General features: G+C 65.6%; 16 protein-coding genes and 1 pseudogene. 8 read left to right on the top strand and 9 right to left on the bottom strand.

From position 1 onward, the window contains the following. Positions 1–25 precede the first annotated feature (25 nt). The gene (locus ACTTAI_RS09730) at positions 26–2587 is read right to left on the bottom strand and encodes a penicillin-binding protein 1A (RefSeq protein ID WP_444455521.1); all 2562 of its coding nucleotides are present in this window, start codon (positions 2585–2587) and stop codon (positions 26–28) included. Positions 2588–2698: 111 nt separating this feature from the next. Next, positions 2699–3457, bottom strand: coding sequence for a cytochrome c biogenesis CcdA family protein (locus tag ACTTAI_RS09725; protein WP_444455520.1), 759 nt, complete (start codon positions 3455–3457; stop codon positions 2699–2701). A 92-nt stretch (positions 3458–3549) separates the two neighbouring features. Between ACTTAI_RS09725 and ACTTAI_RS09720 the strand changes: the two genes are divergently transcribed. Further along, complete coding sequence (locus ACTTAI_RS09720) at positions 3550–3807, top strand: sulfurtransferase TusA family protein (RefSeq protein ID WP_444455519.1); 258 nt, start codon at positions 3550–3552, stop codon at positions 3805–3807. Between the two features lie 58 nt (positions 3808–3865). Here the strand turns inward: ACTTAI_RS09720 and ACTTAI_RS09715 are convergent, their stop codons facing one another. The 5 genes and pseudogenes from ACTTAI_RS09715 to purS all read right to left on the bottom strand — a co-directional run bounded on the left by ACTTAI_RS09715 (position 3866) and on the right by purS (position 11415). Further along, positions 3866–6694 (bottom strand): Rne/Rng family ribonuclease, encoded by a 2829-nt coding sequence (locus tag ACTTAI_RS09715; RefSeq protein WP_444455518.1) that lies wholly within the window; start codon positions 6692–6694, stop codon positions 3866–3868. Between the two features lie 567 nt (positions 6695–7261). Then, on the bottom strand, positions 7262–8587 hold the full coding sequence (locus ACTTAI_RS09710) for a sigma-54-dependent transcriptional regulator (protein ID WP_444455517.1): 1326 nt from the start codon (positions 8585–8587) through the stop codon (positions 7262–7264). 3 nt (positions 8588–8590) lie between these two features. Continuing rightward, positions 8591–10324 carry a sensor histidine kinase gene (locus ACTTAI_RS09705; RefSeq protein WP_444455730.1) on the bottom strand — a complete coding sequence of 578 codons (1734 nt, stop codon included), beginning with the start codon at positions 10322–10324 and terminating at the stop codon, positions 8591–8593. Positions 10325–10435: 111 nt separating this feature from the next. Then, a pseudogene (gene purQ, locus ACTTAI_RS09700) lies at positions 10436–11106 on the bottom strand (phosphoribosylformylglycinamidine synthase subunit PurQ). A gap of 69 nt (positions 11107–11175) precedes the next feature. After that, on the bottom strand, positions 11176–11415 hold the full coding sequence (gene purS, locus ACTTAI_RS09695; RefSeq protein WP_444455516.1) for a phosphoribosylformylglycinamidine synthase subunit PurS: 240 nt from the start codon (positions 11413–11415) through the stop codon (positions 11176–11178). A 245-nt stretch (positions 11416–11660) separates the two neighbouring features. Between purS and ACTTAI_RS09690 the strand changes: the two genes are divergently transcribed. Next, positions 11661–12608 (top strand): calcium-binding protein, encoded by a 948-nt coding sequence (locus tag ACTTAI_RS09690; protein WP_444455515.1) that lies wholly within the window; start codon positions 11661–11663, stop codon positions 12606–12608. A 50-nt stretch (positions 12609–12658) separates the two neighbouring features. On the opposite strand, the gene purC is transcribed toward ACTTAI_RS09690, so the two are convergent. Beyond that, positions 12659–13420: a phosphoribosylaminoimidazolesuccinocarboxamide synthase gene (purC, locus tag ACTTAI_RS09685; protein WP_444455514.1), complete on the bottom strand. Its 762-nt coding sequence runs from the start codon at positions 13418–13420 to the stop codon at positions 12659–12661. A gap of 221 nt (positions 13421–13641) precedes the next feature. Between purC and ACTTAI_RS09680 the strand changes: the two genes are divergently transcribed. The 3 genes from ACTTAI_RS09680 to bmt all read left to right on the top strand — a co-directional run bounded on the left by ACTTAI_RS09680 (position 13642) and on the right by bmt (position 17280). Beyond that, entirely contained in the window at positions 13642–13956 is a 315-nt protein-coding gene (locus ACTTAI_RS09680) for a DUF1476 domain-containing protein (protein WP_444455513.1), read from the top strand. 225 nt (positions 13957–14181) lie between these two features. Further along, entirely contained in the window at positions 14182–16194 is a 2013-nt protein-coding gene (locus ACTTAI_RS09675; RefSeq protein WP_444455512.1) for a bifunctional lysylphosphatidylglycerol flippase/synthetase MprF, read from the top strand. Positions 16195–16263: 69 nt separating this feature from the next. Next, entirely contained in the window at positions 16264–17280 is a 1017-nt protein-coding gene (gene bmt / locus ACTTAI_RS09670; protein ID WP_444455511.1) for a betaine--homocysteine S-methyltransferase, read from the top strand. Between the two features lie 95 nt (positions 17281–17375). On the opposite strand, the gene ACTTAI_RS09665 is transcribed toward bmt, so the two are convergent. Continuing rightward, positions 17376–18479, bottom strand: a complete 1104-nt coding sequence (locus tag ACTTAI_RS09665; protein WP_444455729.1) for a PA0069 family radical SAM protein — start codon at positions 18477–18479, stop codon at positions 17376–17378. Between the two features lie 169 nt (positions 18480–18648). Here ACTTAI_RS09665 and ACTTAI_RS09660 point away from each other — a divergent pair, with 169 nt between their 5' ends. The 3 genes from ACTTAI_RS09660 (at position 18649) to ACTTAI_RS09650 (ending at position 20257) form a co-directional block, all read left to right on the top strand. Beyond that, positions 18649–19347, top strand: coding sequence for a corrinoid protein (locus tag ACTTAI_RS09660; RefSeq protein ID WP_444455510.1), 699 nt, complete (start codon positions 18649–18651; stop codon positions 19345–19347). 116 nt (positions 19348–19463) lie between these two features. Then, positions 19464–19631 carry a hypothetical protein gene (locus ACTTAI_RS09655; RefSeq protein ID WP_444455509.1) on the top strand — a complete coding sequence of 56 codons (168 nt, stop codon included), beginning with the start codon at positions 19464–19466 and terminating at the stop codon, positions 19629–19631. Next, the gene (locus ACTTAI_RS09650; protein WP_444455508.1) at positions 19628–20257 is read left to right on the top strand and encodes a DUF1638 domain-containing protein; all 630 of its coding nucleotides are present in this window, start codon (positions 19628–19630) and stop codon (positions 20255–20257) included. The genes ACTTAI_RS09655 and ACTTAI_RS09650 overlap by 4 nt, the downstream gene beginning before the upstream one ends. The last annotated feature ends 223 nt before the right edge of the window (positions 20258–20480 follow it).

The raw sequence follows: 20480 nt of genomic DNA, 5'->3' as shown, positions 1-20480 counted from the left end.
CGCGGCACAGCCGCGGCGAACCCCTTCAGTAAAGACCGCCAGCCGAGAGCGACCCGAAAGTCGCCTTCTTCGGGATCACCTTCTGCGCGCCGGTCGCGGTCGTCACCGCCGTCGTGTCGTTGTCGGTCTCGCCCTGCGCAAACAGTGGCAGGTTCTCGCCCATGGCAAAGCCGCCATCGACGATCTGGCCGAGCGAGCGCATCTCCTGCCCCTCGCGCAGATATTCCGCCTGCACAAAATCACCGCTCGCATCTTCGGGCAGCTTCTCGCCGGTGAAGCGGTTGTAATTCTGCCAGTAGCCGCCCGGCGGCACCTTGAAGGCCGAGCCCCCATAGTCCTTGACGGCTTCCTGCATGAATTCGTTGAACACCGGCACGCAGAGCGTGCCACCGTAAGCCCCCGGGCCCAGCGTGCGCGGCTGGTCATAGCCCATGTAGCAAGACGCAACGATGTTCGAGGTGAAGCCGGTGAACCACACGTCCTTCGCATCGTTCGTCGTCCCGGTCTTGCCCGCCACGGGAACCGGCAGGTTGACTCCGGTCCCGGTCCCGCGTTTCACCGCACCTTCCATCAACGAAATCATCTGATAGGCGGTGATCGCATTGATCACCTGCTCGCGGTCCGAGCGTACCCGCGGCCCAAGCCCGGCGGCCAGGTTCGGATCGCCGCAATCCGGGCAGGTCGTCGTCGCATCATGGCGATAGATCGTCCGCCCCCAGCGGTCCTGCACCCGGTCGACCAGCGTCGGTTCGACCCGCTGCCCGCCATTGGCGAACATCGCATAGGCCGAAATCAGCTTGTACATCGTGGTTTCCTGCGAGCCGAGCGCGTTCGCGAGGAACTGCCCCATCGGATCGTAGACGCCAAACCGCTCGGCATAGCCCGCGACGACATCCATGCCGACTTCCTGCGCGATCCGCACCGTCATCAGGTTCCGCGACTGCTCAAGCCCGGTGCGCAAGGGCGTCGGGCCGTAATACTTGTTCGAGGCGTTCTTCGGTTTCCACAGGCCCTGCGGCGTATTCACCTCGATCGGGGCGTCGACCACGATCGTCTCGGGCGAGAAGCCGCTGTCCAGCGCCGCCGCATAGACGAAGGGTTTGAAGTTGGAACCGGGCTGGCGCATCGCCTGCGTCGCGCGGTTGAAGACCGAGGATTGATAGGAGAAGCCGCCCTGCATCGCGAGCACGCGGCCGGTGTGCACGTCCATCGCGACAAAGGCACCGCCGACGATCGGCACCTGCCGCAGCGACCAGCGCTGGAAGCTGCCGTCCTCGTCCTTGGTCACCGCGCGCACCAGCACCACATCGCCGACCTCGACCAGATCCGAGGCGCGTTTCGCCCGCGGTCCCAGATCGCCGCCCGCCCGGCGCTTGCGCGCCCAGGTCACGTCGGCAGCGGGGATAAAGTGACCCTCGGCCGTTTCCTCGACCCCCTCGATGCCGATGCGGGCCTCCTTGTCGGTCAACGCCAGCACCACCGCCGCATGCCAGCCCTCGACATCACGCGGAGCCTTGTCGGTCGGCACCTCTGCCAGCGCCGCACGCCAGCTGGCTTCGTCGTCGAGCTTGTCGGCCGCGATCTTGACCCCGGTGCCGCGCCAGACGCCCTGCCCGCGGTCGTATTTCTCCAGCGCATCCTGCAGCGCCTTCGCCGCCTGCCGTTGCAGCTTCGGATCGACCGTGGCGCGGATCGTCAGACCCCCGCCGAAGAATTCATCCTGCCCGAAGCTTTTCGACAGCTGGCGTCGGATCTCGTCGGTGAAATAGTCGCGCGGCGGCAGCGCCTGCCGGAAGGTCTCGTAATCGCCCCGCTGCACCGAGCGCAACTCGGTCGCCTGTTCGGTCTCCATCTGCTCTTTCGTGATGTGACCGTCTTCATAGAGGCGCCGCAGCACGTAGTTGCGCCGCAGCCGCGCCTCTTCGTAGTTGCGCACCGGATGCAGTTCCGCCGGCTTCTTCGGCAGCGCCGCCAGATAGGCGGCTTCGGAAATCGTCAGCTCGGTCAGCGGCTTGTTGAAATAGGTCTGGGCCGCAGCCGCCACGCCATAGGAGTTCTGCCCGAGGAATATCTCGTTGAGGTAAAGTTCAAGGATGCGATCCTTCGACAGCGCCTGTTCGACGCGCGAGGCGAGGATCAGTTCCTTGATCTTGCGCTCGGCCGAGCGCGAGCCGTCGAGCAGGAAGTTCTTCATCACCTGCTGGGTGATCGTCGAGGCCCCGCGCATGTCCTTGCCACCGGACTTGATCGCGGCGAAGGCGGCCGACAGCATGCCCTGCGCGTCATAGCCCTTGTGGATGTAGAAATTCTGATCCTCTGCGGAAACGAAAGCTTCCTTGACGATATCGGGAATGTCCTGAATCGGAACGAAAATCCGGCGCTCCTGCGCGAATTCGTCGATCAGGCGGCCCTCGCCCGAATAAATCCGGCTGATCGTCTTCGGCGTATATTGCGCCAGCTGCTCGTGGCTCGGCAGGTTGCGCGAATACATGTAGAAGATGCCGCCGATCGTCAGGGCCACGAAGGCCAGCGCCGTGACGATCCAGGAGAAGATACCCCCGAGCGTAGACAGGAAGAAGCGGATCAAGGAGCACCCCCTAAGGCCATGTGGCCCGTTGCCGCCGCTATAGCGCGGGGCGCGCAGCGGGTCAAAGCAAGTTCCTGTATACCATGAAACTGTTGCGGGAACCCGCCGGGATCAGCCGAGCTCTGCCAGCGACGGGAAGGTGTCGAGAAGCCAGAACGACAGATCCGACAGCTGTCCTGTCAGCATCATCAGGCCGATGGTCCACAAAAGCAGGCCCGAGATCTTCTCGATCCGGCCCATGTTGCGGCGCATGAAGGCCAGCGCGCCGCCAAGGCTCGGGAAGAAGGCCGCTACGGCAAGGAAGGGCAGACCAAGCCCCGCGGCATAGGCCGCAAGCAGCCCCATGCCGCGGCCGATCGTGCCCTCGGCCATCGCCATCGAGGCGATCGTGCCCAGCACCGGGCCAAGACAGGGGGTCCAGCCAAAGGCGAAGGCAAGGCCAAGCAGATAGGCGCCAAAGGCCGAGCCGCCCTGATCGCCGGTCTCAAAACGCATCTCGCGGTCGAGAAAGCCGATTCGATAGACGCCGATGAAATGCGCCCCAAAGATCATCACGACGATGGCAGAGATTTTCGCCAGCGTGTCCTTCCAGGCGCCAAGCGCATGCCCCAGCGCCGAGGCGCCGAGCCCCATCATCAGAAAGACGGTGGAGAGGCCAAGCACGAAGAACAGCGCCGCCAAGAGCACCCGGCCGCGCGCGGCGGAGTGCCCGCCGCCCATTTCGCTCACCGTCACCCCGCCCATATAGGCAAGATAGGGCGGCACGATCGGCAGCACGCAGGGGCTGAGGAACGACAGCAAACCCGCCACGAAGGCGGTTGCGGCTGCGGTCAGGAAGCCCGCATCGAAAAGAAGATCCGTCGGCGTCATGGGCCTTCTCTAGCAGGGCTGCGGCCCGTCGTCACCGGGGAACGGGTCACATTGACGTGGACAGGCAGGCGGGGCCGCGCTAGGCCGAGGGCATGACGACGCCCCCTGCCCTTTCGCTCGATCTGCGCGGTCTTCTGTGCCCGCTGCCGGTGCTGCGGCTGGCAAAAGCCCTGCGCGCCCTGCCCGAAGGCGCGGTGGTCGAGATGCAGGCGACCGACCGCGCAAGCTGGATCGACGTGCCGCATTTCTGTTCCCAAAGTGGCCATCGGCTCGTCTCGGCCGAGGATGTGGCGGGCGTGCTGGTCTATCGCGTCGCCCGCGGCCCGGACCGTCCCGATCCCGACACCTGATCCGATAAAGCAAAACGCCGGGCCAAGGCCCGGCGTTTCGTTTGTCTCTTCGCTCGGCTCAGCCCAGCGACCACCAGCCGCGTTTCTTCGGCTTCGGATCTTCGGGCTCCGTCGGCGCGGTTTCGGCCTCAAGCTCAGCCGCGACCTCCGGGGCCGTTTCGACCACGGGCTCGGGCGCAACTTCCATGACCGGCTCGGGCATCGGTTCCGCCACCGGCTCGGGGGCCGCTTCGACAACCGGGGCGGCTTCGATCACCGCCTCGACCGGGGCCGGAGCCTCGACAGCCTCGGCAACAGGCGCCTCCGCTTCGGCCGCAGCCGCCGCGGCTGCCGCCGCTTCAGCTTCCTTCTTCGCCTTCGAGGTCGTGCGGGTGCGGGTCTTCTTCACCGGCGCTTCCGCAGGCTCGGCGCCCTCGGTGGCCTCGGCCTCCTTCTTCGCCTTGCTCGACCGCGACCGCGACGACCGCGAGCGGCTCGTCTTCGGGGCAGCTTCTTCCGGCGCGGCTTCCGCGGCGGGCTCTTCAGCGACCGGCGCGTCAGCTTCCGCATCAGCCACAGGCAGGCTCACATCGGCCAGTTCCGCAGCCGCAGCGGCGCGGGCGGCGTCTTCGGCGGCATCCTCGTCCGAGGTGTCGTCGCCCTCGTCCTCGCCGTCGTCTTCGCCATCATCGGACTCGTCGCCCTCGGCCGAAGCCTCGGCGCCAGTGCCCGGAGCCCCCGATTTCTTCCGCCGCCGACGACGACGCTTTTTCTTCTTCGGCGAGCCTTCGCCCGGCTCACCCGAGGCAGCCGCGGTCGCCGGGGCTTCGGCCTCTTCGACCTCGTCCTCGTCTTCCTCGACGATCTCTTCCTCGTCGATCTCGGCCATCAGCTCGGCGCTGGCATGCACGACGGCGCTATGCGCCTCGGGCACGATCCGGGTCGCGGTCTTGAACTTCTCGATGCTGTAATCGGGGCTGACCAGCGTCGGATCGGCCTCGATCCGCACCGCCATGCCGTACCGCGCCTCGATCGAGGCGATATGTTCGCGCTTGGCGTTCATCAGGTAGTTGGCGACGGCGACGGGGCACTTGACCAGCACCTCGCGGCTCCGCTTGCGCGTGCCCTCTTCTTCGATCGCGCGCAGCACTTGCAGCGCAAGGCTGTCATCCGAACGGATCAGCCCGGTGCCATGGCAATGCGGGCAGGGCTGCGTGGTCGATTCCAGCATCCCCGGACGCAGCCGCTGACGCGACATCTCCATCAGGCCAAAGCCCGAGATCCGCCCCACCTGAATCCGCGCACGGTCGGTTTTCAGCTTTTCTTTCAGACGCTTCTCGACGGCGGCGTTGTTCTTGCGCTCTTCCATGTCGATGAAGTCGATGACGATCAGACCGGCCAGGTCGCGCAGGCGCAGCTGACGGCTGATTTCCTCGGCGGCTTCAAGGTTGGTCTTGAGCGCGGTTTCCTCGATCGAGCCTTCCTTGGTGGCGCGGCCCGAGTTGACGTCGATGGCGACCAGCGCCTCGGTCACGCCGATGACGATGTAACCGCCCGATTTCAGCTGCACCACCGGGTTGAACATCGAGGCGAGATAGCTCTCGACCTGGAAGCGCGCAAAGAGCGGCAGCTGCTCGTTGTAATGCTTCACGTTCTTGGCGTGGGACGGCATGATCATCTTCATGAAGTCCTTGGCGACGCGATAGCCGCGCTCGCCCTCGACCAGAACCTCGTCGATGTCCTTGGAGTAAAGATCGCGGATCGAGCGCTTGATCAGGTCGCCTTCCTCGTAGATGGGCGCAGGCGCGATCGATTTCAGCGTCAGCTCGCGGATCTGTTCCCACAACCGCATCAGATATTCATAATCGCGACGGATCTCGGTGCGGGTGCGCTGGCTGCCCGCAGTGCGGATGATCAGCCCGGCGCCCTGCGGCACCTCCATCTCGGACGCGATTTCCTTCAGCTTCTTGCGGTCGGCGGCATTGGTGATCTTGCGCGAGATGCCACCGCCGCGGGCGGTGTTCGGCATCAAGACGCAGTAGCGCCCGGCGAGCGAGAGATAAGTGGTCAGTGCCGCGCCCTTGTTGCCGCGTTCTTCCTTGACCACCTGCACCAGCATGATCTGGCGGACTTTGATGACTTCCTGGATCTTGTAGCGACGCGCGCGCGGACGGCGGGGGGCGTGGATTTCCTCGGCCACGTCCTCTTCGGCCACCGACTCGATCTCGTCATCGACCGGGTGGACGTGGTGATCGTGGTCATGCTCGTGGTCGTGATCTTCTTCGGCCTCGCGCGGGGCCTCTTCGCCCTCCTCGACCGCTTCGATCTCGGCGTCCGCCGCGTCCTCGATCTCTTCGACGGCGACGGTCTCTTCGATCACCGCTTCGACAATCTCGACGGCCTCGACCTCAACGACCGAACCTTCGAGCGTCTCGGCCTCTTCACCCGGCGCGGCTTCGTCGATCACCGCCATGCCCGGAATGTCTTCCGAGCGCACGACGGCGTCGGTGCCTGCGGCCTTTTCGGCGCGGGCTTGCTGACCGCCCGAGCGGGAAGAGCCGGAACGCGAGCGCGACCGGCGCGAGCGCGAGCGGTTTTCCTCAGCCTCTTCAGCCTCGGCGGCGAGGCGTTCTTCTTCCAGAAGCGCCTGACGGTCGGCGACCGGGATCTGGTAGTAATCCGGGTGGATCTCGGCGAAGGCGAGGAAGCCGTGGCGGTTTCCGCCGTAATCGACAAAGGCAGCCTGAAGCGAAGGCTCCACCCGTGTCACTTTCGCCAGATAGATATTCCCGGCGAGCTGCCGTTTGTTTACTGTTTCAAAGTCAAACTCGTCGACCTTGTTGCCGTCCACCACCACCACGCGGGTCTCTTCCGCGTGGGTGGCATCGATAAGCATCTTCTTTGCCATTAATCCTGTTTCCGCACGCCGCGTCGCACCTTGGCCTTGCGGACAAGGCGGGCGGGGCATGGTTTGTCGTTGAGGCTCGGGTGCAAACACAGTCATGGGCGGCGGCGGCCGTCAGCGGCCCGCCCGTCATCACCCATCCCGTTGCCGTGCAACCCATCGCGGTTCTTCCCAAGCGCCGGGCTTGCCGCCCCGCGCCGATTTGCAACCCCCCTGACAGCAAAGCCCCGGGGGCAAGAGTGCGGTCTTGCGACCAATCGGATGATCCAAGGCCCGCCTCGCGCTCGCGAAGGCTCAGACCCGGAAATCAGCGAATTCCGTGAGCAGGATGAGAGTCCTGCCGACACTGCGACAATATCAACGCAAATGACACAAACACAATCGGTTTTTCGTCAAGAAACGGTTAACGCTAAATCGGACCCGCGCGCGGGGGGCTCCGCCCCCGGCCGCAAGCGGCCTCCCCCGGCGTATTTGCACCAAGAAAAAGCAGCGTGGATTTTCCTGGTCGAAATACGCCGGGGGTGAATTTTGACGCAGCCAAAAGAGGGGGCAGCGCCCCCCCCGCCCCGGTCAGGTGTAGTCGCCGCGGCTCAGGCCGTATTTCGCCATCTTTTCGTTGAGCGTGCGGCGCGGCAGGCACAGCTCTTCCATCACCGCGGAAATCGAACCCTTGTGGCGGCGCATCGTGTTGTCGATCAGCATCTTCTCGAAGCTTTCGACATATTCTTTCAGCGGCTTGCCCTCGGTCGTCATCGCCGTGCCCGCCTCGTCGGTCTCGGCCATCAGCAAAGACGCGATGGAGCCCGAACCGCGCCGCGCCTGCAGCACGGCGCGTTCGGCGACGTTGATCAACTGGCGCACGTTGCCGGGCCAGGGCGCCTGCAAAAGCTGCGCCGCTTCCTGCGCGCTGACCTCGGGCGGCTCGCAGCCGTAATCATCGGCAAACGCCTCGGTCATGCGGGTGAAGAGCGTCAGCACATCCTCGCCGCGCGCGCGCAAGGGCGGCAGCGTCAGCTTGTGCGCCGCGAGGCGGAAGAACAGATCTGGCCGCAACACGTCTTCGAGCGTGCGCCCCTCGCCATGGGCGTTGCAGATCGCAACTACCCGGGTTTCGGCGGGCGTGCCCTGCTCGTTCAAGACCGTCAAGAGACGCGCCTGCAACCCGGTTGAAAGCGCCTCGATATCTTCGAGCACCAGCGTGCCGCCGCGGGCTTCCTCGACCAGCGGCAGCCCCTCGGCCACCGGGCCGAAGAGCTTCTCAGCCAAGGCCTCCTCGGTATAGGCGGCGCAGCTGATGGTGACGAATTTCTTCCCCGCCCGCGTGCCCGCGGCGTGCAGCGCATGCGCCACCAGCGTCTTGCCGGTGCCGGTTTCGCCGTCGATCAGCACGTGCCCATCCGATTGCGCGATGTCGAGCACGTCTTCACGCAGCCGCTCCATCGCCGCCGAGACCCCGATCAGCTTGCCCACCACGGCCGAGCCCTCGGCCAGATCGCGGCGCAGCGCGCGGGCATCCAGCGTCATCCGCCGCGCCTGCGTCGCGCGTTTCGCAAGTTCCGTCATCCGGTCCGGGTTGAAGGGCTTTTCCATGAAATCCATGGCGCCGAGCCGCATCGCCTCGACCGCCATCGGCACGTCGCCATGCCCGGTGATCATGATCACCGGCAAGCCGCTGTCGAGCCCCATCAGGCGCTTGAGAAACGTCATTCCGTCCATGCCCGGCATGCGGATGTCGGAAATCACCACGCCCGGCCAGTCCGGCCCGATCACCTTCAGCGCCTCCTCGGCCGAACAAAAGGTCTCGGTGTCGAAGCCGGAAAGCGCCAGCCACTGTCCGATCGATTGACGAATGTCTTCCTCGTCATCGACGATCGCCACTTTCATCATTCGTGCCATGGTCTACTCCGTCCCTCTGCGCCCCGAAGCGGGCGTCTGTCTGCTTGCCGTCAGTCGCGGCAGCTGCACCTCGAAGACCGCGCCGCCCGTCTCGCCATTGCGCGCGGTCAACCGGCCTCCGAAATCGCCGATGATCGACGAGGAAATCGCAAGGCCCAGCCCCGTTCCCTCGCCGGGTTTCTTCGTTGTCCAGAACGGCTCGAAGAGCTTTTCCAGATCGGTGATGCCCGGCCCGTTGTCCGAGAGCGTCAGCACCGCCATCTCGTCCGCCGAGACCAGCGTGATCTCGATCCGCGGTGCCCGCAAGCCCTTGGTCGCATCCAGCGCATTGCGGAAAAGGTTGATGAAGACCTGTTCCAGACGAATGCGGTCGGCCTGCACCATCACCGGCCCGCGCGGCAGGTTGCGCACGATCTTCACCGTGCGCGCCTTCAGCTGCGGCTCCATCATCGCCAGCGCCGAAGACAGCGCCGCGCGCAGATCGACCGGCTCGACCGCATCGCCCCCCTTGCGGGCATAGGATTTCAGCTGCCGGGTGATCGCCCCCATGCGCTCGATCAGATCGTCGATGCGCTGGAAGGAAGACAGCGCCTCCGGCACGCGCTCGCGCTGCAGGAGCAGCTTCGCCCCGGCCAGATAGGTCTTCATCGCAGCCAAGGGCTGATTGAGTTCGTGACTGACAGCGGCAGACATCTCGCCCAGAACGGCGAGTTTCGAACTTTGCTCGAGCGTCTGTTCGGCCAGCGACAGGTCTTTTTGCACCCGCTCGCGTTCAGCGATCTCGCGCGAAAGCCGCGCGTTCAGCGCCCGAAGCTCGGCCGACTCGCGCCGGTAGACGGCGGATTGCACCTTGGCGCGGCGGGAAATCAGATAGAACCCCAGCGCCAGAAGGATCGCGAAGCCCATGATTTCAAGCGCAATCACCGCATTCACCCGGTCACGCACCGAGGAATAGGGCGTATAGGCGACCATGCGCCAGCCGCGAAACGGCACCCGCGCCTCGGTCCGCATCACGGCTTGGCCCAGCACCCAGGCATCGGGCGGATCATTCGCCCAGTCGGCCGTGGCCTGCAACGCCCGCTCGATCGCCGAGGGAGCCGAACGCGCCGCCAACGCCTCTTCCATCGTCAGGCCGCGCCAGCGCGGCTCGGTCGCCAGAACGATCTTGCCCGAACTGTCGAGCACCGCGACCGCATCGGAAATTCCCGCCCAGGCGCGTTCATAGCGCGCCAGATCCGCGCCGACGACGATCACGCCCACCAGCTTGCCATCGGCCAGAACCGCGCGCGAATAGACGAATTCGGTCGCGCCGGTGATCCCCTCGACCGCCGAGAACACGGTTTCGCGGGTGCGCTGCGCATCGACGAAAAAGGCGGCATCGCTGAAGACGGTGCCAAGCACATTGCGGTCGGTGGCACCCACCACCCGGCCCTGCAGATCCAGAAGCCGGATCGAGGCCACCCCCACCTCTTCGCGCGCAGCGATAAGGAGCCCCGAGGTTGTGGAAAAATCCCCAGATGCCAAGGCTTTGGTCAACTCGGGGTCGCGGGCGAGCAAAAGCGGCACGACCGAGGTGCGCTGCAGCTCCGACAGGATGTTGCCGGAATAGAGCGCGAGGCGCAGCTCGGTGCGCATGCGGGTGGTCTCGGTGAACCGCTCGGTCAGCCAGGTGTTGGTCAGCCAAACCCCCAAAGCCGTGGCCAGCAGCATGAGCGCCGCGAGCGCGCGATAGGCCATCCGGCGAAAGCGGCGACGGGCCTCGGAAGCGGCAAGCAGATCGGGGCGCGGAGCAAGGGCTGTCATGGGCTCAGCTTAGGCGAAGCCGCCGCCCCCAACAAGGCGCGGCGGTCACACCACCGCGAGCATGTCGGTGAGCGCGCGGAAAAGCGCCGCCCCGTCGGTGCCACCCTGCGCATCTTCGACGACACGCTCGGGGTGCGGCATCAGCCCCAGAACGCGACGGTTCGCGCTCAGCACGCCCGCGATGTCGGCGGTCGAGCCGTTCGGGTTGTCGATGTAGCGGAAGGCAACGCGATCTTCGCCCTCGAGCTGCTTCAGCCCCTCGGCGTCGATGACATAATTGCCGTCGTGATGCGCGATCGGATAGGTCACCTCGGCGCCCGCCGCATAAAGCCGGGTGAAGGGGCTGTCGGTCGTGGCCACTTTCAGTTTCTGCGAACGGCAGCGGAACTTGAGCGAGGCATTGCGCATCAGCGCCCCCGGCAGCAGGCCCATTTCGGTCAGCACCTGAAAGCCGTTGCAGATGCCGATCACATGGCCGCCGCGGCCCGCGAAATCCACCACCGCCTGCCCGATCGGGCTGCGCGAGGCGATGGCGCCGCAGCGCAGATAATCGCCAAAGGAGAAGCCCCCCCCGGCACGCCGATCACATCGGTGCCCGCCGGAATTTCGGTATCCTTGTGCCAGACCCGCACCACCTCGGCACCCGCTTTCGCGAAAGCATCGGCAAGGTCACGGTCGCAGTTCGACCCCGGAAAGGTGATGACGGCGGCTTTCATCGCGAAAGGGCTCCTGCTTTTCTTGGCTCAACTACGCCGGGGGTCCGGGGGCAGCGCCCCCCGGCCGCCTCAGCAGATCTCGACGGTGTATTTCTCGATGACGGTATTGGCGAGCAGCTTCTCGCACATCGCCTTGACCTCGGCTTCGGCGGCGGTCTTGTCGGTGGCGGCCAGATCCAGCTCGATCACCTTGCCCTGACGCACGGCCTCGACGCCGGTGAAGCCCAGATGGCCGAGCGCATGCCGCACCGCTTCGCCTTGCGGATCGAGCACCCCATCCTTCAGCATCACATGCACACGGGCTTTCATTCGGGATCTCCTCGCTTGGGCATCGCACAGGCAGGACGCGCCCCGCCGTTGCGGTTCTGATAGCCCAAGCCCTGCCCTTGGGCAAGCGCGCAGCGTTCGGATCGATGCCGAATCCCCAGACAGCCGGTCGCTAAAGATGGAGTCTTTTGCCGTTTTTCAGAGCCGAAACACGCCACAATGCGGGCGAAAACTCTCCTTCTGGTGGTAACGCATGTTCTTTCGACAACCTTGGAGTTCTATCGGCTATGGCAAACCTTGTAGCTTTCTCTGCCTTCAACATCTCCGGAGCAAATTTCAACGACATCAACGACGGCGCGCAAGAGTTGAACCAAGGCGCGATGTCATGGACCGAACTCGCGTCCGAATTGCGCAGCATCGGGCTTTCGGGCTGGACCAACGGAACACATCCGGCGATCAACAGTTTCGGAGAGGTGATCTGGGATGACGGCGGAGCATGGTATTCGTTCCTCATGGTCGGCTCGAACCTCAGCCTGAACGAAGCAACCGGCTCTGCGCGTGGCACGATCAACTATATCGCCGAATACACCACCGACGACCCCGGCCCGGGCACTGTCGCGGAAGTGCCGACTTTCGTGATCGGTGGCCTATCACTGAACGCTTCGGATATGGCGCATGCGATGCTGACGGCGGATACCGCCGACGACAGGGCGCTGCTTGCATCGATGTTTTCGGCAAACGACCTGATGACCATGTCGAACCAGGCCGATCAGGTGCGCGGATTTGCGGGCAATGACACGATCCTGGGTCAGGGCGGGAATGACACTCTGATGGGCGACGCGGGCAACGATCTTCTGACGGGCGGCCTCGGAAAAGACCTGCTGTCCGGCAATTCCGGGGCGGACCGCTTCATCTTCACCGCGACCAACCAGACCGGGAACACCGGCGCCACCGCCGATCGCATCACCGATTTCACCCACGGCACCGACCGTATCGATCTGAGCGCCATCGACGCCTCGACCATCGGCTCGGGCAACAACAGCTTCAGCTTCGCCGGAACCGCAGCCTTTGGCACGGGAAGCGGCGGTCAGATCCGTTTCGCCCAGACCGATGCCGCGGGCACCGCGAACGACTTCACGCTCGTCTATCTCGACACCGACAGCGACACCGCGGCCGAGGCGGTGATCCGGCTTGATGGTCTTGTCACGCTGACGGCCAGCGACTTCGTGCTGTAAAACCAAAAGGGCGGCCCCGCAGGACCGCCCCTCTCGCCCCTTGCGGGGGATCAGTTGATCAGCGTCGGCTTCATCGGCGTCGCATTGGCAGGCATCACGCCCAGCCGCCGCGCCACTTCGGTATAGGCGTCGGTCAGCGAGCCCAGATCGCGGCGGAACACGTCCTTGTCGAGTTTCTGGCCCGTCTTCACATCCCACAAACGGCAGCTGTCGGGGCTGATCTCGTCTGCCACGATCAGGCGCATGTAATCGCCATCCCAGATCCGGCCGATCTCGATCTTGAAGTCCACGAGCTTGATGCCAACGCCAAAGAACACGCCCGACAGGAAGTCGTTCACCCGCAGCGCGAGGCTGACGATATCGTCCAGATCCTGCTGGTTCGCCCAGCCGAAGGCGATGATGTATTCCTCGGGAACGAGCGGGTCACCCAGCGCGTCGTTCTTGTAGCTGTATTCGACGATCGGCCGCGGCAGCGCGGTGCCTTCCTCGATCCCCAGACGTTTCGAGATCGACCCGGCGGCGAAGTTGCGCACGATGACTTCGAGCGGCACGATCTCGACCTGACGGATCAGCTGCTCGCGCATGTTCAGGCGGCGGATGAAGTGGTTCGGAATCCCCACATTCGTCAGCCCGGTCATGAAGAATTCCGACAGGCGGTTGTTGAGCACGCCCTTGCCCTCGATCGTCGCCTTTTTCTGCGCGTTGAAGGCGGTCGCATCGTCCTTGAAATACTGCACCAGCGTTCCCGGCTCGGGGCCTTCGTAAAGGATCTTCGCCTTGCCTTCGTAGATTTTCTTGCGACGCGGTGCCATGGGCTCTCCAATATCGAACGGGTGGCCGTGCGGGGCACACGGTCACTGCCTTCGCGCCCATTAGCGCAAGAGCGCCCGTCCCGCAAGGCAAAGCCGGTCGCGCGCGCCATTCCACGCGCGCAATGGTTGCGCAACCGGGCCGGACGGGCCGGATTAATCCTTGCAGCGGGGCGCGGTTGAACCCATATCTGAGGAGGAGAGCCTGACTAAGGGGGGAAATCATGACCACTTTCGACGACCGCGAACATGCCTATGAAGCCAAATTCGCGCATGACGCCGATCTGCGTTTCAAGGCCGAGGCCCGGTCGGTGAAAATCGCGGCGCAATGGGCGGCCGGGCTGCTGGGCAAGACCGGCGACGCGCTTGAGGCCTATGTCGCCGAAGTTCTGGCCGCCGATTTCGAAGAGGCCGGCAAAGAGGATGTCGTGCGCAAGCTCGTCGCCGATCTGGCGGGCAAGGCCGACGAGTCGACGATCCGCGAGGCCCTGCAAAAGGCGATGGGCGAAGCGATGAAACAACTCGCCAGCGCCGAGTAACCACTCCGGATATCCATCGGCGGCGCCGCAAGGCGCCTCCGACATGCGTGACACCGCCCTTCCCCGAAGGCGCGGTGTTTTCATTTGCGACCGGGGCCCGGCCGCACGCCACGCAACCGCAGGGTTAACAAACGGCAACCATCCCTGCCGGAAAACTGCGACCTTTCACCGCTTGCTAACCCTTGCCCTGCATCCTGCCGCACGTGTCACACGAGGGGGAGCAGCATGTCCAGTCACAGCGAAAAGACCTTTGCGGCAAGGCTCGCGGCGCGGGGCCTCGTATTGCCCGAGGGGATGAAACTTGCCGCCGCGGCACGCAAGCAGTTGTTGGGTCTCGCCCTTCTGGCTGTCTTCCTCTGGGTGCTGCGCGACAAGCTCGCCCATCTCGACACCGAGGCGATTCTCGCCGCGCTGGCGCAGGTGGATGGCCTGTCCTGGGCGCTGGCCATCGGCGCGACCATCGCCTCTTTCGCGGCGCTCGCGCAATATGACGCGCTGATCCACCGGGCGCTGGCCACCGGAACCGCGCCCGGCCACGCCCGGCGCGGCGGCTGGACTGCGATTGCCCTGTCACAAACGGTTGGTTTCGGTCTTGTCTCGGGGGCGCTGGTGCGCTGGCGGATGCTGCCCGACACCTCGCTTGCGCAGGCGAGCAAGATCACCGCGACCGTCGCCGCCACCTTCCTTGCGGGCTGGTCGGTGCTGACCGCCGCGGTATTGCTGATCGCGCCGATCAACCATCCGCATCTGCCGGTGATGGCCGTGCAGGGGCTCGCGATCCTCGGTCTCGTCATGGGCGGCGGCCTTGCGCTGACGACGCTCGTGCTGCCCGAGGGGCTGCGGCTGGGCCGCTTCACCCTGCGCCTGCCGCCGCTCGCGGTGATGGCGCGCATTCTCGGCCTTGCCGCGCTCGACACCGCCTTTGCCGCCGCGGCGCTCTGGGCTCTGCTGCCGGAAACGGAAACCCTTGCGTTTTTCGCGCTTTACCCGGCGTTCCTGCTGGCGCAAGGCGCCGGGCTCGTGTCAAACACTCCGGGCGGCGTCGGCCCGTTCGAGATCACCCTCGTCTCGCTTCTGCCCGCCACCTCGCAACCCGAACTGATCGCGGCGATCCTTGCCTGGCGGATCGTCTATTACGGCCTGCCGGCGCTGGTCGCGGTGGCTCTGGTGCTGCTGCGCCCGGCGCATGTGCTGCGCAAAAGCACCGTGCTGAGCGCGGCCGAGGCCCCGACCGCCCTGCTGCGCAGCGCCCTTGCCGCCCCGCAGTCCGAGCTTGGCCTGCTGCGGCAGGGCGAACATGGGCTCCTGCCCACCGATTGCGGCCACGGCGGCTGGATGGTCGGGCGCAGCGGCCGGGCGCTGGTGGCGCTGCTTGACCCGTTCGGGACCGCCCCCGTGCCGGTGCTGCTCGAACGGCTGCAAAGCTCGGCCCGGGCCGAGGGTCGCACCGCCTGTCTTTACAAGATTTCCTCCCGCGTCGCCGCGCTCGCCCGGGCCGAAGGCTGGGTCGTCGCCCCCGTCGCGACCGAGGTCTGGCTCGATCCCGCCCGCTTCGATCTGACCACACCCGCCCGTGCCGGGCTGCGGCGCAAGCTGCGCAAGGCCGAGAAAGCCGGGCTGCAGGTGGTGCGGGCGCAGGGGCTGCTGCCGCTGGCCGAAATGACCGACCTCGCCTGCGCTTGGGCCGCGGCGCATGGCGGCGAGCGCGGCTTTTCGATGGGTCGCTTTGCCGAAGATTACGTCTCGGCGCAGCAGGTTCTGCTTGCCCGTGACGCCGAGGGGCGTCTGGTCGGTTTCGCCAGTTTCCATGCCACTGCGACGGAATGGGGGCTTGATCTGATGCGCCCGGCCCCCGATGCGCCCGATGGCACGATGCAGGCGCTGATCGCCACCGCGATCACCGAAGCAGCCAAGGCCGGGGCAAAGCGGCTCTCGCTTGCCGCGCTGCCGCCGCGGTCGGAGGACAGCGCGGGACCCGCGGCGGCACTGTGGCGGCGCGCCGAAAAGGGCAAGGGCGCGGCCGGTCTGCGCCAGTTCAAGATGGGCTTTGGCCCGCAGCTTTCCCCCCGCTACATCGCCGCGCGCAGCCCGGCGGCGCTGATGCTCGCCGCGGCCGAGATCGCCCGCGCCATCCACCGTCCAGCCCCCCTGCCCGGCCCGGCGATCGCGACAGAGAGCGCGCCCGAGACCGCCGCGGAATTGCAGCCCAACCTCGTCTTCGCCTCAAGATCATCTTGAACGAAAGGAAATTGCACTTTCCCCCGCCCCATGGCAGGGAGAAGCCGACCTTGGTTCAGGAGAGGCCCCATGACCAACACGCTTTCCCGCCTGCTGAAATCCCGCGACTGGCTGCTTGCTGACGGGGCCACGGGGACGAACCTGTTCAACATGGGGCTCAGCTCGGGCGAGCCGCCGGAAATGTGGAACGTCGAGCATCCGGACCGGATCGCGAAGCTTTACGGCTTCGCGGTCGAGGCGGGCTCGGACCTGTTCCTGACGAACTCGTTTGGCGGCAACGCCGCGCGGTTGAAGCTGCACAATGCGCAGGGCCGCGTGCGCGAACTGAACCGCATCGCCGCCGAGATCGGCCGCAATGTCGCCGACAAGGCGGGCCGTCCGGTCGCCGTCTGCGGCTCGGTCGGGCCGACGGGCGAGATCTTCGCGCCGATGGGCACGCTGACGCATGAGCTGGCGGTCGAAATCTTCCACGAACAGGCCGAGGGCCTGAAGGAAGGCGGCGCCGACGTGCTCTGGGTCGAGACGATCTCGGCGCCCGAGGAATACAAGGCCGCCGCCGAAGCCGCGAAACTGGCGGGCATGGAGTGGTGCGGCACGATGAGCTTCGACACCGCCGGGCGCACGATGATGGGCGTCACCTCGGCGCAGATGGCGGCGCTGGTGGAAAAACTGCCGAACCCGCCGCTGGCCTTCGGGGCGAACTGCGGCGTGGGCGCGGCCGATCTGATGCGCACGCTGATGGGCTTCGTCGCCACCGGCACGGAACGGCCGCTGATCGCCAAGGGCAATGCGGGCATCCCGAAATACCACGATGGCCACATCCATTACGACGGCACGCCCGAACTGATGGGCGATTACGCCTGTCTCGCCCGCGACGCCGGGGCAACGATCATCGGCGGGTGCTGCGGCACGATGCCGGTGCACCTGAAGGCGATGCACGAGGCGCTTTCGACCCGCCCGCGCGGCCCGCGCCCGAGCCTTGAGGAAATCGCCGCGAAACTGGGCGCTTTCTCCTCGGCCTCGGATGGCACCGGCGATGACGAGGGCGGCCCGACCCGCGAGCGCAAAGGCCGCCGTCGCGGCTGATCCAACCCGTTGAAAGGGCGTATTTTTGCCAAGAAAAAGCCGATGGGTTTTTTCTTGGTGCAAATACGCATCCCCCGCTGCCGGAGGCGCAGGTGTCAGAACAGTTCGAGCTGCTCGCCCGCGCGGGGGGGCACGGCAAAACGTGTGCAATCGAGCGGCGGCAACCCTGCCGCCAGGCTGAGACGGCGGCAGGAGACCTCGAAGCGGCGAGCGAGCAGTTCGGCTTCGGTCCCCTCGCCCTCCATCCGCGTGGTGAAGCGCGGGTCGTTCAGTTTGCCACTGCGGAAAGCCGTGATGGCGTTCAGCACCTTTTCCGCCCGCAAGGGGTAGTGGCGCGCCAACCAGTCGGCGAAAAGCGGTGCCACTTCGTTCGGCAGGCGCAGCGGGATCATCTCGGCCGCCTTGGCACCTGCGCGCCGCGCCTCGGTCAGGATCGCTTCGAGCGCATGATCCGTCAGCCCCGGAATGATCGGCGCGGCCATGACCCGCACGGGAATTCCCGCACGGGCGGCTTCACGGATGATCCGCAGCCGGGTCTGCGGCGTCGGCGCGCGCGGCTCGAGCTTGCGTGCCAGATCCTCGTCGAGGGTCGTCAGCGACACCGCCAGATGCACGAGATTGCGCCTGGCGAGCGAGCCGAGCAGATCGAGATCGCGCAGCACCCCGGCGCCGCGGGTGGTGAGGAGCACGGGATGGTTGAAATCGCTCAGCACCTGCAACAGGCCGCGGGTCAGGCCCCAGTCCGCCTCGATCGGCTGATAGGGGTCGGTGGCTGTGCCAAGCGCGATCGGCGCGACCTGATAGCCGCGTTTCGAGAGTTCGCGGGCCAGCAGGTCCGGCGCCTCGGGTTTCGCGATCAGCCGGGTCTCGAAATCGAGCCCGGCCGAGAGGCCCAGGAACCCGTGCGTCGGCCGCGCGAAGCAGTATATGCAGCCATGTTCGCAGCCGCGATAGGGGTTCACGGACCGATCAAAGGGCACATCGGGGCTCTGGTTTTTCGTGATCACCGACTTCGGCCGCTCCACACTCACTTCGGTGCGCAGAAGTTTCTCGTCCTCGACCAGATCCCAGCCGTCGGAGTCGACAATCCTTGCATAGGGTTCGAAGCGCCCGACCGGATTCGCAGCCGCGGCCCGCGCGCGCAAACGCTGGCGCGGATCGGCGGGCGGCAGGTCGAGTGGCAGGGGCAAAGCGTGCATCATGGGCGAAAAATAGAACGAAATGAGAACATTTCGCAAGAGATTCGCCCGATGCCAATTCGGCCCGGAATCCCCTTGCGTCGGGGACGGACCGGCGCATGTCGCAAAACGGCAAGTAATCGAAGCCTTTTTTCCGCATCACAAAGTCAAGCACGCTCAGGAGACAGCCATGGCCGATGAAGACGATATCATCCTTTCGGAACTCGACGACGAAGAGCTTGTGCAGCAGATGCACGACGACCTCTACGATGGCCTCAAGGAAGAGATCGAAGAGGCGGTCAACATCCTGATCGAGCGCGGCTGGACCCCCTATGACATCCTGACCAAGGCGCTTGTGGCGGGCATGACCGTGGTCGGCAACGACTTCCGCGATGGCATCCTCTTCGTGCCGGAAGTGCTTCTGGCCGCCAACGCGATGAAGGGCGGCATGGCCATCCTGAAGCCGCTTCTGGCGGAAACCGGCGCGCCGCGCATGGGCAAGATGGTGATCGGCACCGTCAAGGGCGACATCCACGACATCGGCAAGAACCTTGTGGCGATGATGATGGAAGGCGCGGGCTTCGAAGTGGTCGATATCGGGATCAACAACCCGGTCGAGAACTATCTGGAAGCGCTGGACCGCGAACAGGCCGACATCCTTGGTATGTCGGCGCTGCTGACCACCACGATGCCCTACATGAAAGTCGTGATCGACACGATGAAGGAAAAGGGCATTCGCGACGACTACATCGTTCTGGTGGGCGGGGCGCCCCTGAACGAGGAATTCGGCAAGGCGATCGGCGCCGATGCCTATTGCCGCGACGCCGCCGTGACGGTGGAGATGGCCAAGGCGATGGTGGCGCGCAAGCACAACCAAATGGGCGCCTGAGGCTGGGCAAATGGGCGCCTGAGCCTTGCGCGACAGACTTCGAAAGGCCCCGACCTTGGTTCGGGGCCTTTTCTTTTGCGACGTGCCCCCCATATGAGGGATATGGAGAATGACCGATGCAGCAGATGCCCCTTCCCCATTTCCTTGCGATGATCCTGGCCGTGATTGCGGCAGCGGGTCTGACGATCTTTCTGGCGGTTCAGGCCGGTCTACCGATGGCGGCGCTGGGTCTTGGCGCGCTGATCGGCGCGGGCCTGATGCGGGTTCTGGCGCGGGTGGAATGATCTCAGACGATGGGTTGACCGAGGCGGGGCTCGCCCCCGAGGGGCGCGGCCGTGTGCTGTTGATCGCCTGCGGTGCGCTGGCGCATGAAATCCTCGCGCTGAAGACAGCGAACGCCTGGGATCATCTCGACCTGACCTGTCTGCCCGCGAAGCTGCATCTGTGGCCCGAGAAAATCACCGCCGCGGTGATCGAGGCGGTGGAAAAGCACCGCGCCGCCTATGACGGCATCTATGTCGTCTATGCCGATTGCGGCACCGGCGGGCAGCTGGCCGAAGCCTGCGCGCGGCTCGGCGTCGCGCTGGTGCCCGGGCCGCATTGCTACGCCTTCTTCGAGGGCAACGAGACCTTCGCCGCCCATGCCGAAAGCGAAATCACCGCCTTTTACCTGACCGATTTTCTGGTCCGGCAGTTCGACGCCTTCGTCTGGCGCCCGATGGGGTTTGACCGGCATCCGAGCCTCATTCCGATGATGTTCGGCAATTACGAAAAGCTGGTCTATCTGGCGCAGACCGAGGATGCGGCGCTGGATGCCAAGGCCGCAGAGAGCGCGGCGAAGCTCGGGCTTGCCTATGAGCGGCGCTTCACCGGCTATGGCGATCTGGCGACGGAGTTGGCGCGGGTTTGAAGCACCGGTTTCGGGCGGATCAGGAAAGGCACTGCCTTTCCCCGCCCGGCCGCGCGCCGCGTGTCGCTGGACCGTCAGCCCCAAGCACGACAGAGGCTGGCGCCCGTCCCGGCGGGCGAGAAGCGCCCGCCATGGGCGGGGCGGGCGCTGGCCGGCGGCCTTTGGGCCGCGGCCTGACAAGGGGAGATGTCGCGCGGGGCCTCGGCAATGGCCTCGGCCTGAA

The organism is Rhodobacter capsulatus, assembly GCF_052363175.1.
GTDB classification, from domain to species: domain Bacteria; phylum Pseudomonadota; class Alphaproteobacteria; order Rhodobacterales; family Rhodobacteraceae; genus Rhodobacter; species Rhodobacter capsulatus_D.
This window is presented reverse-complemented; position numbering and strand designations above follow the sequence as displayed.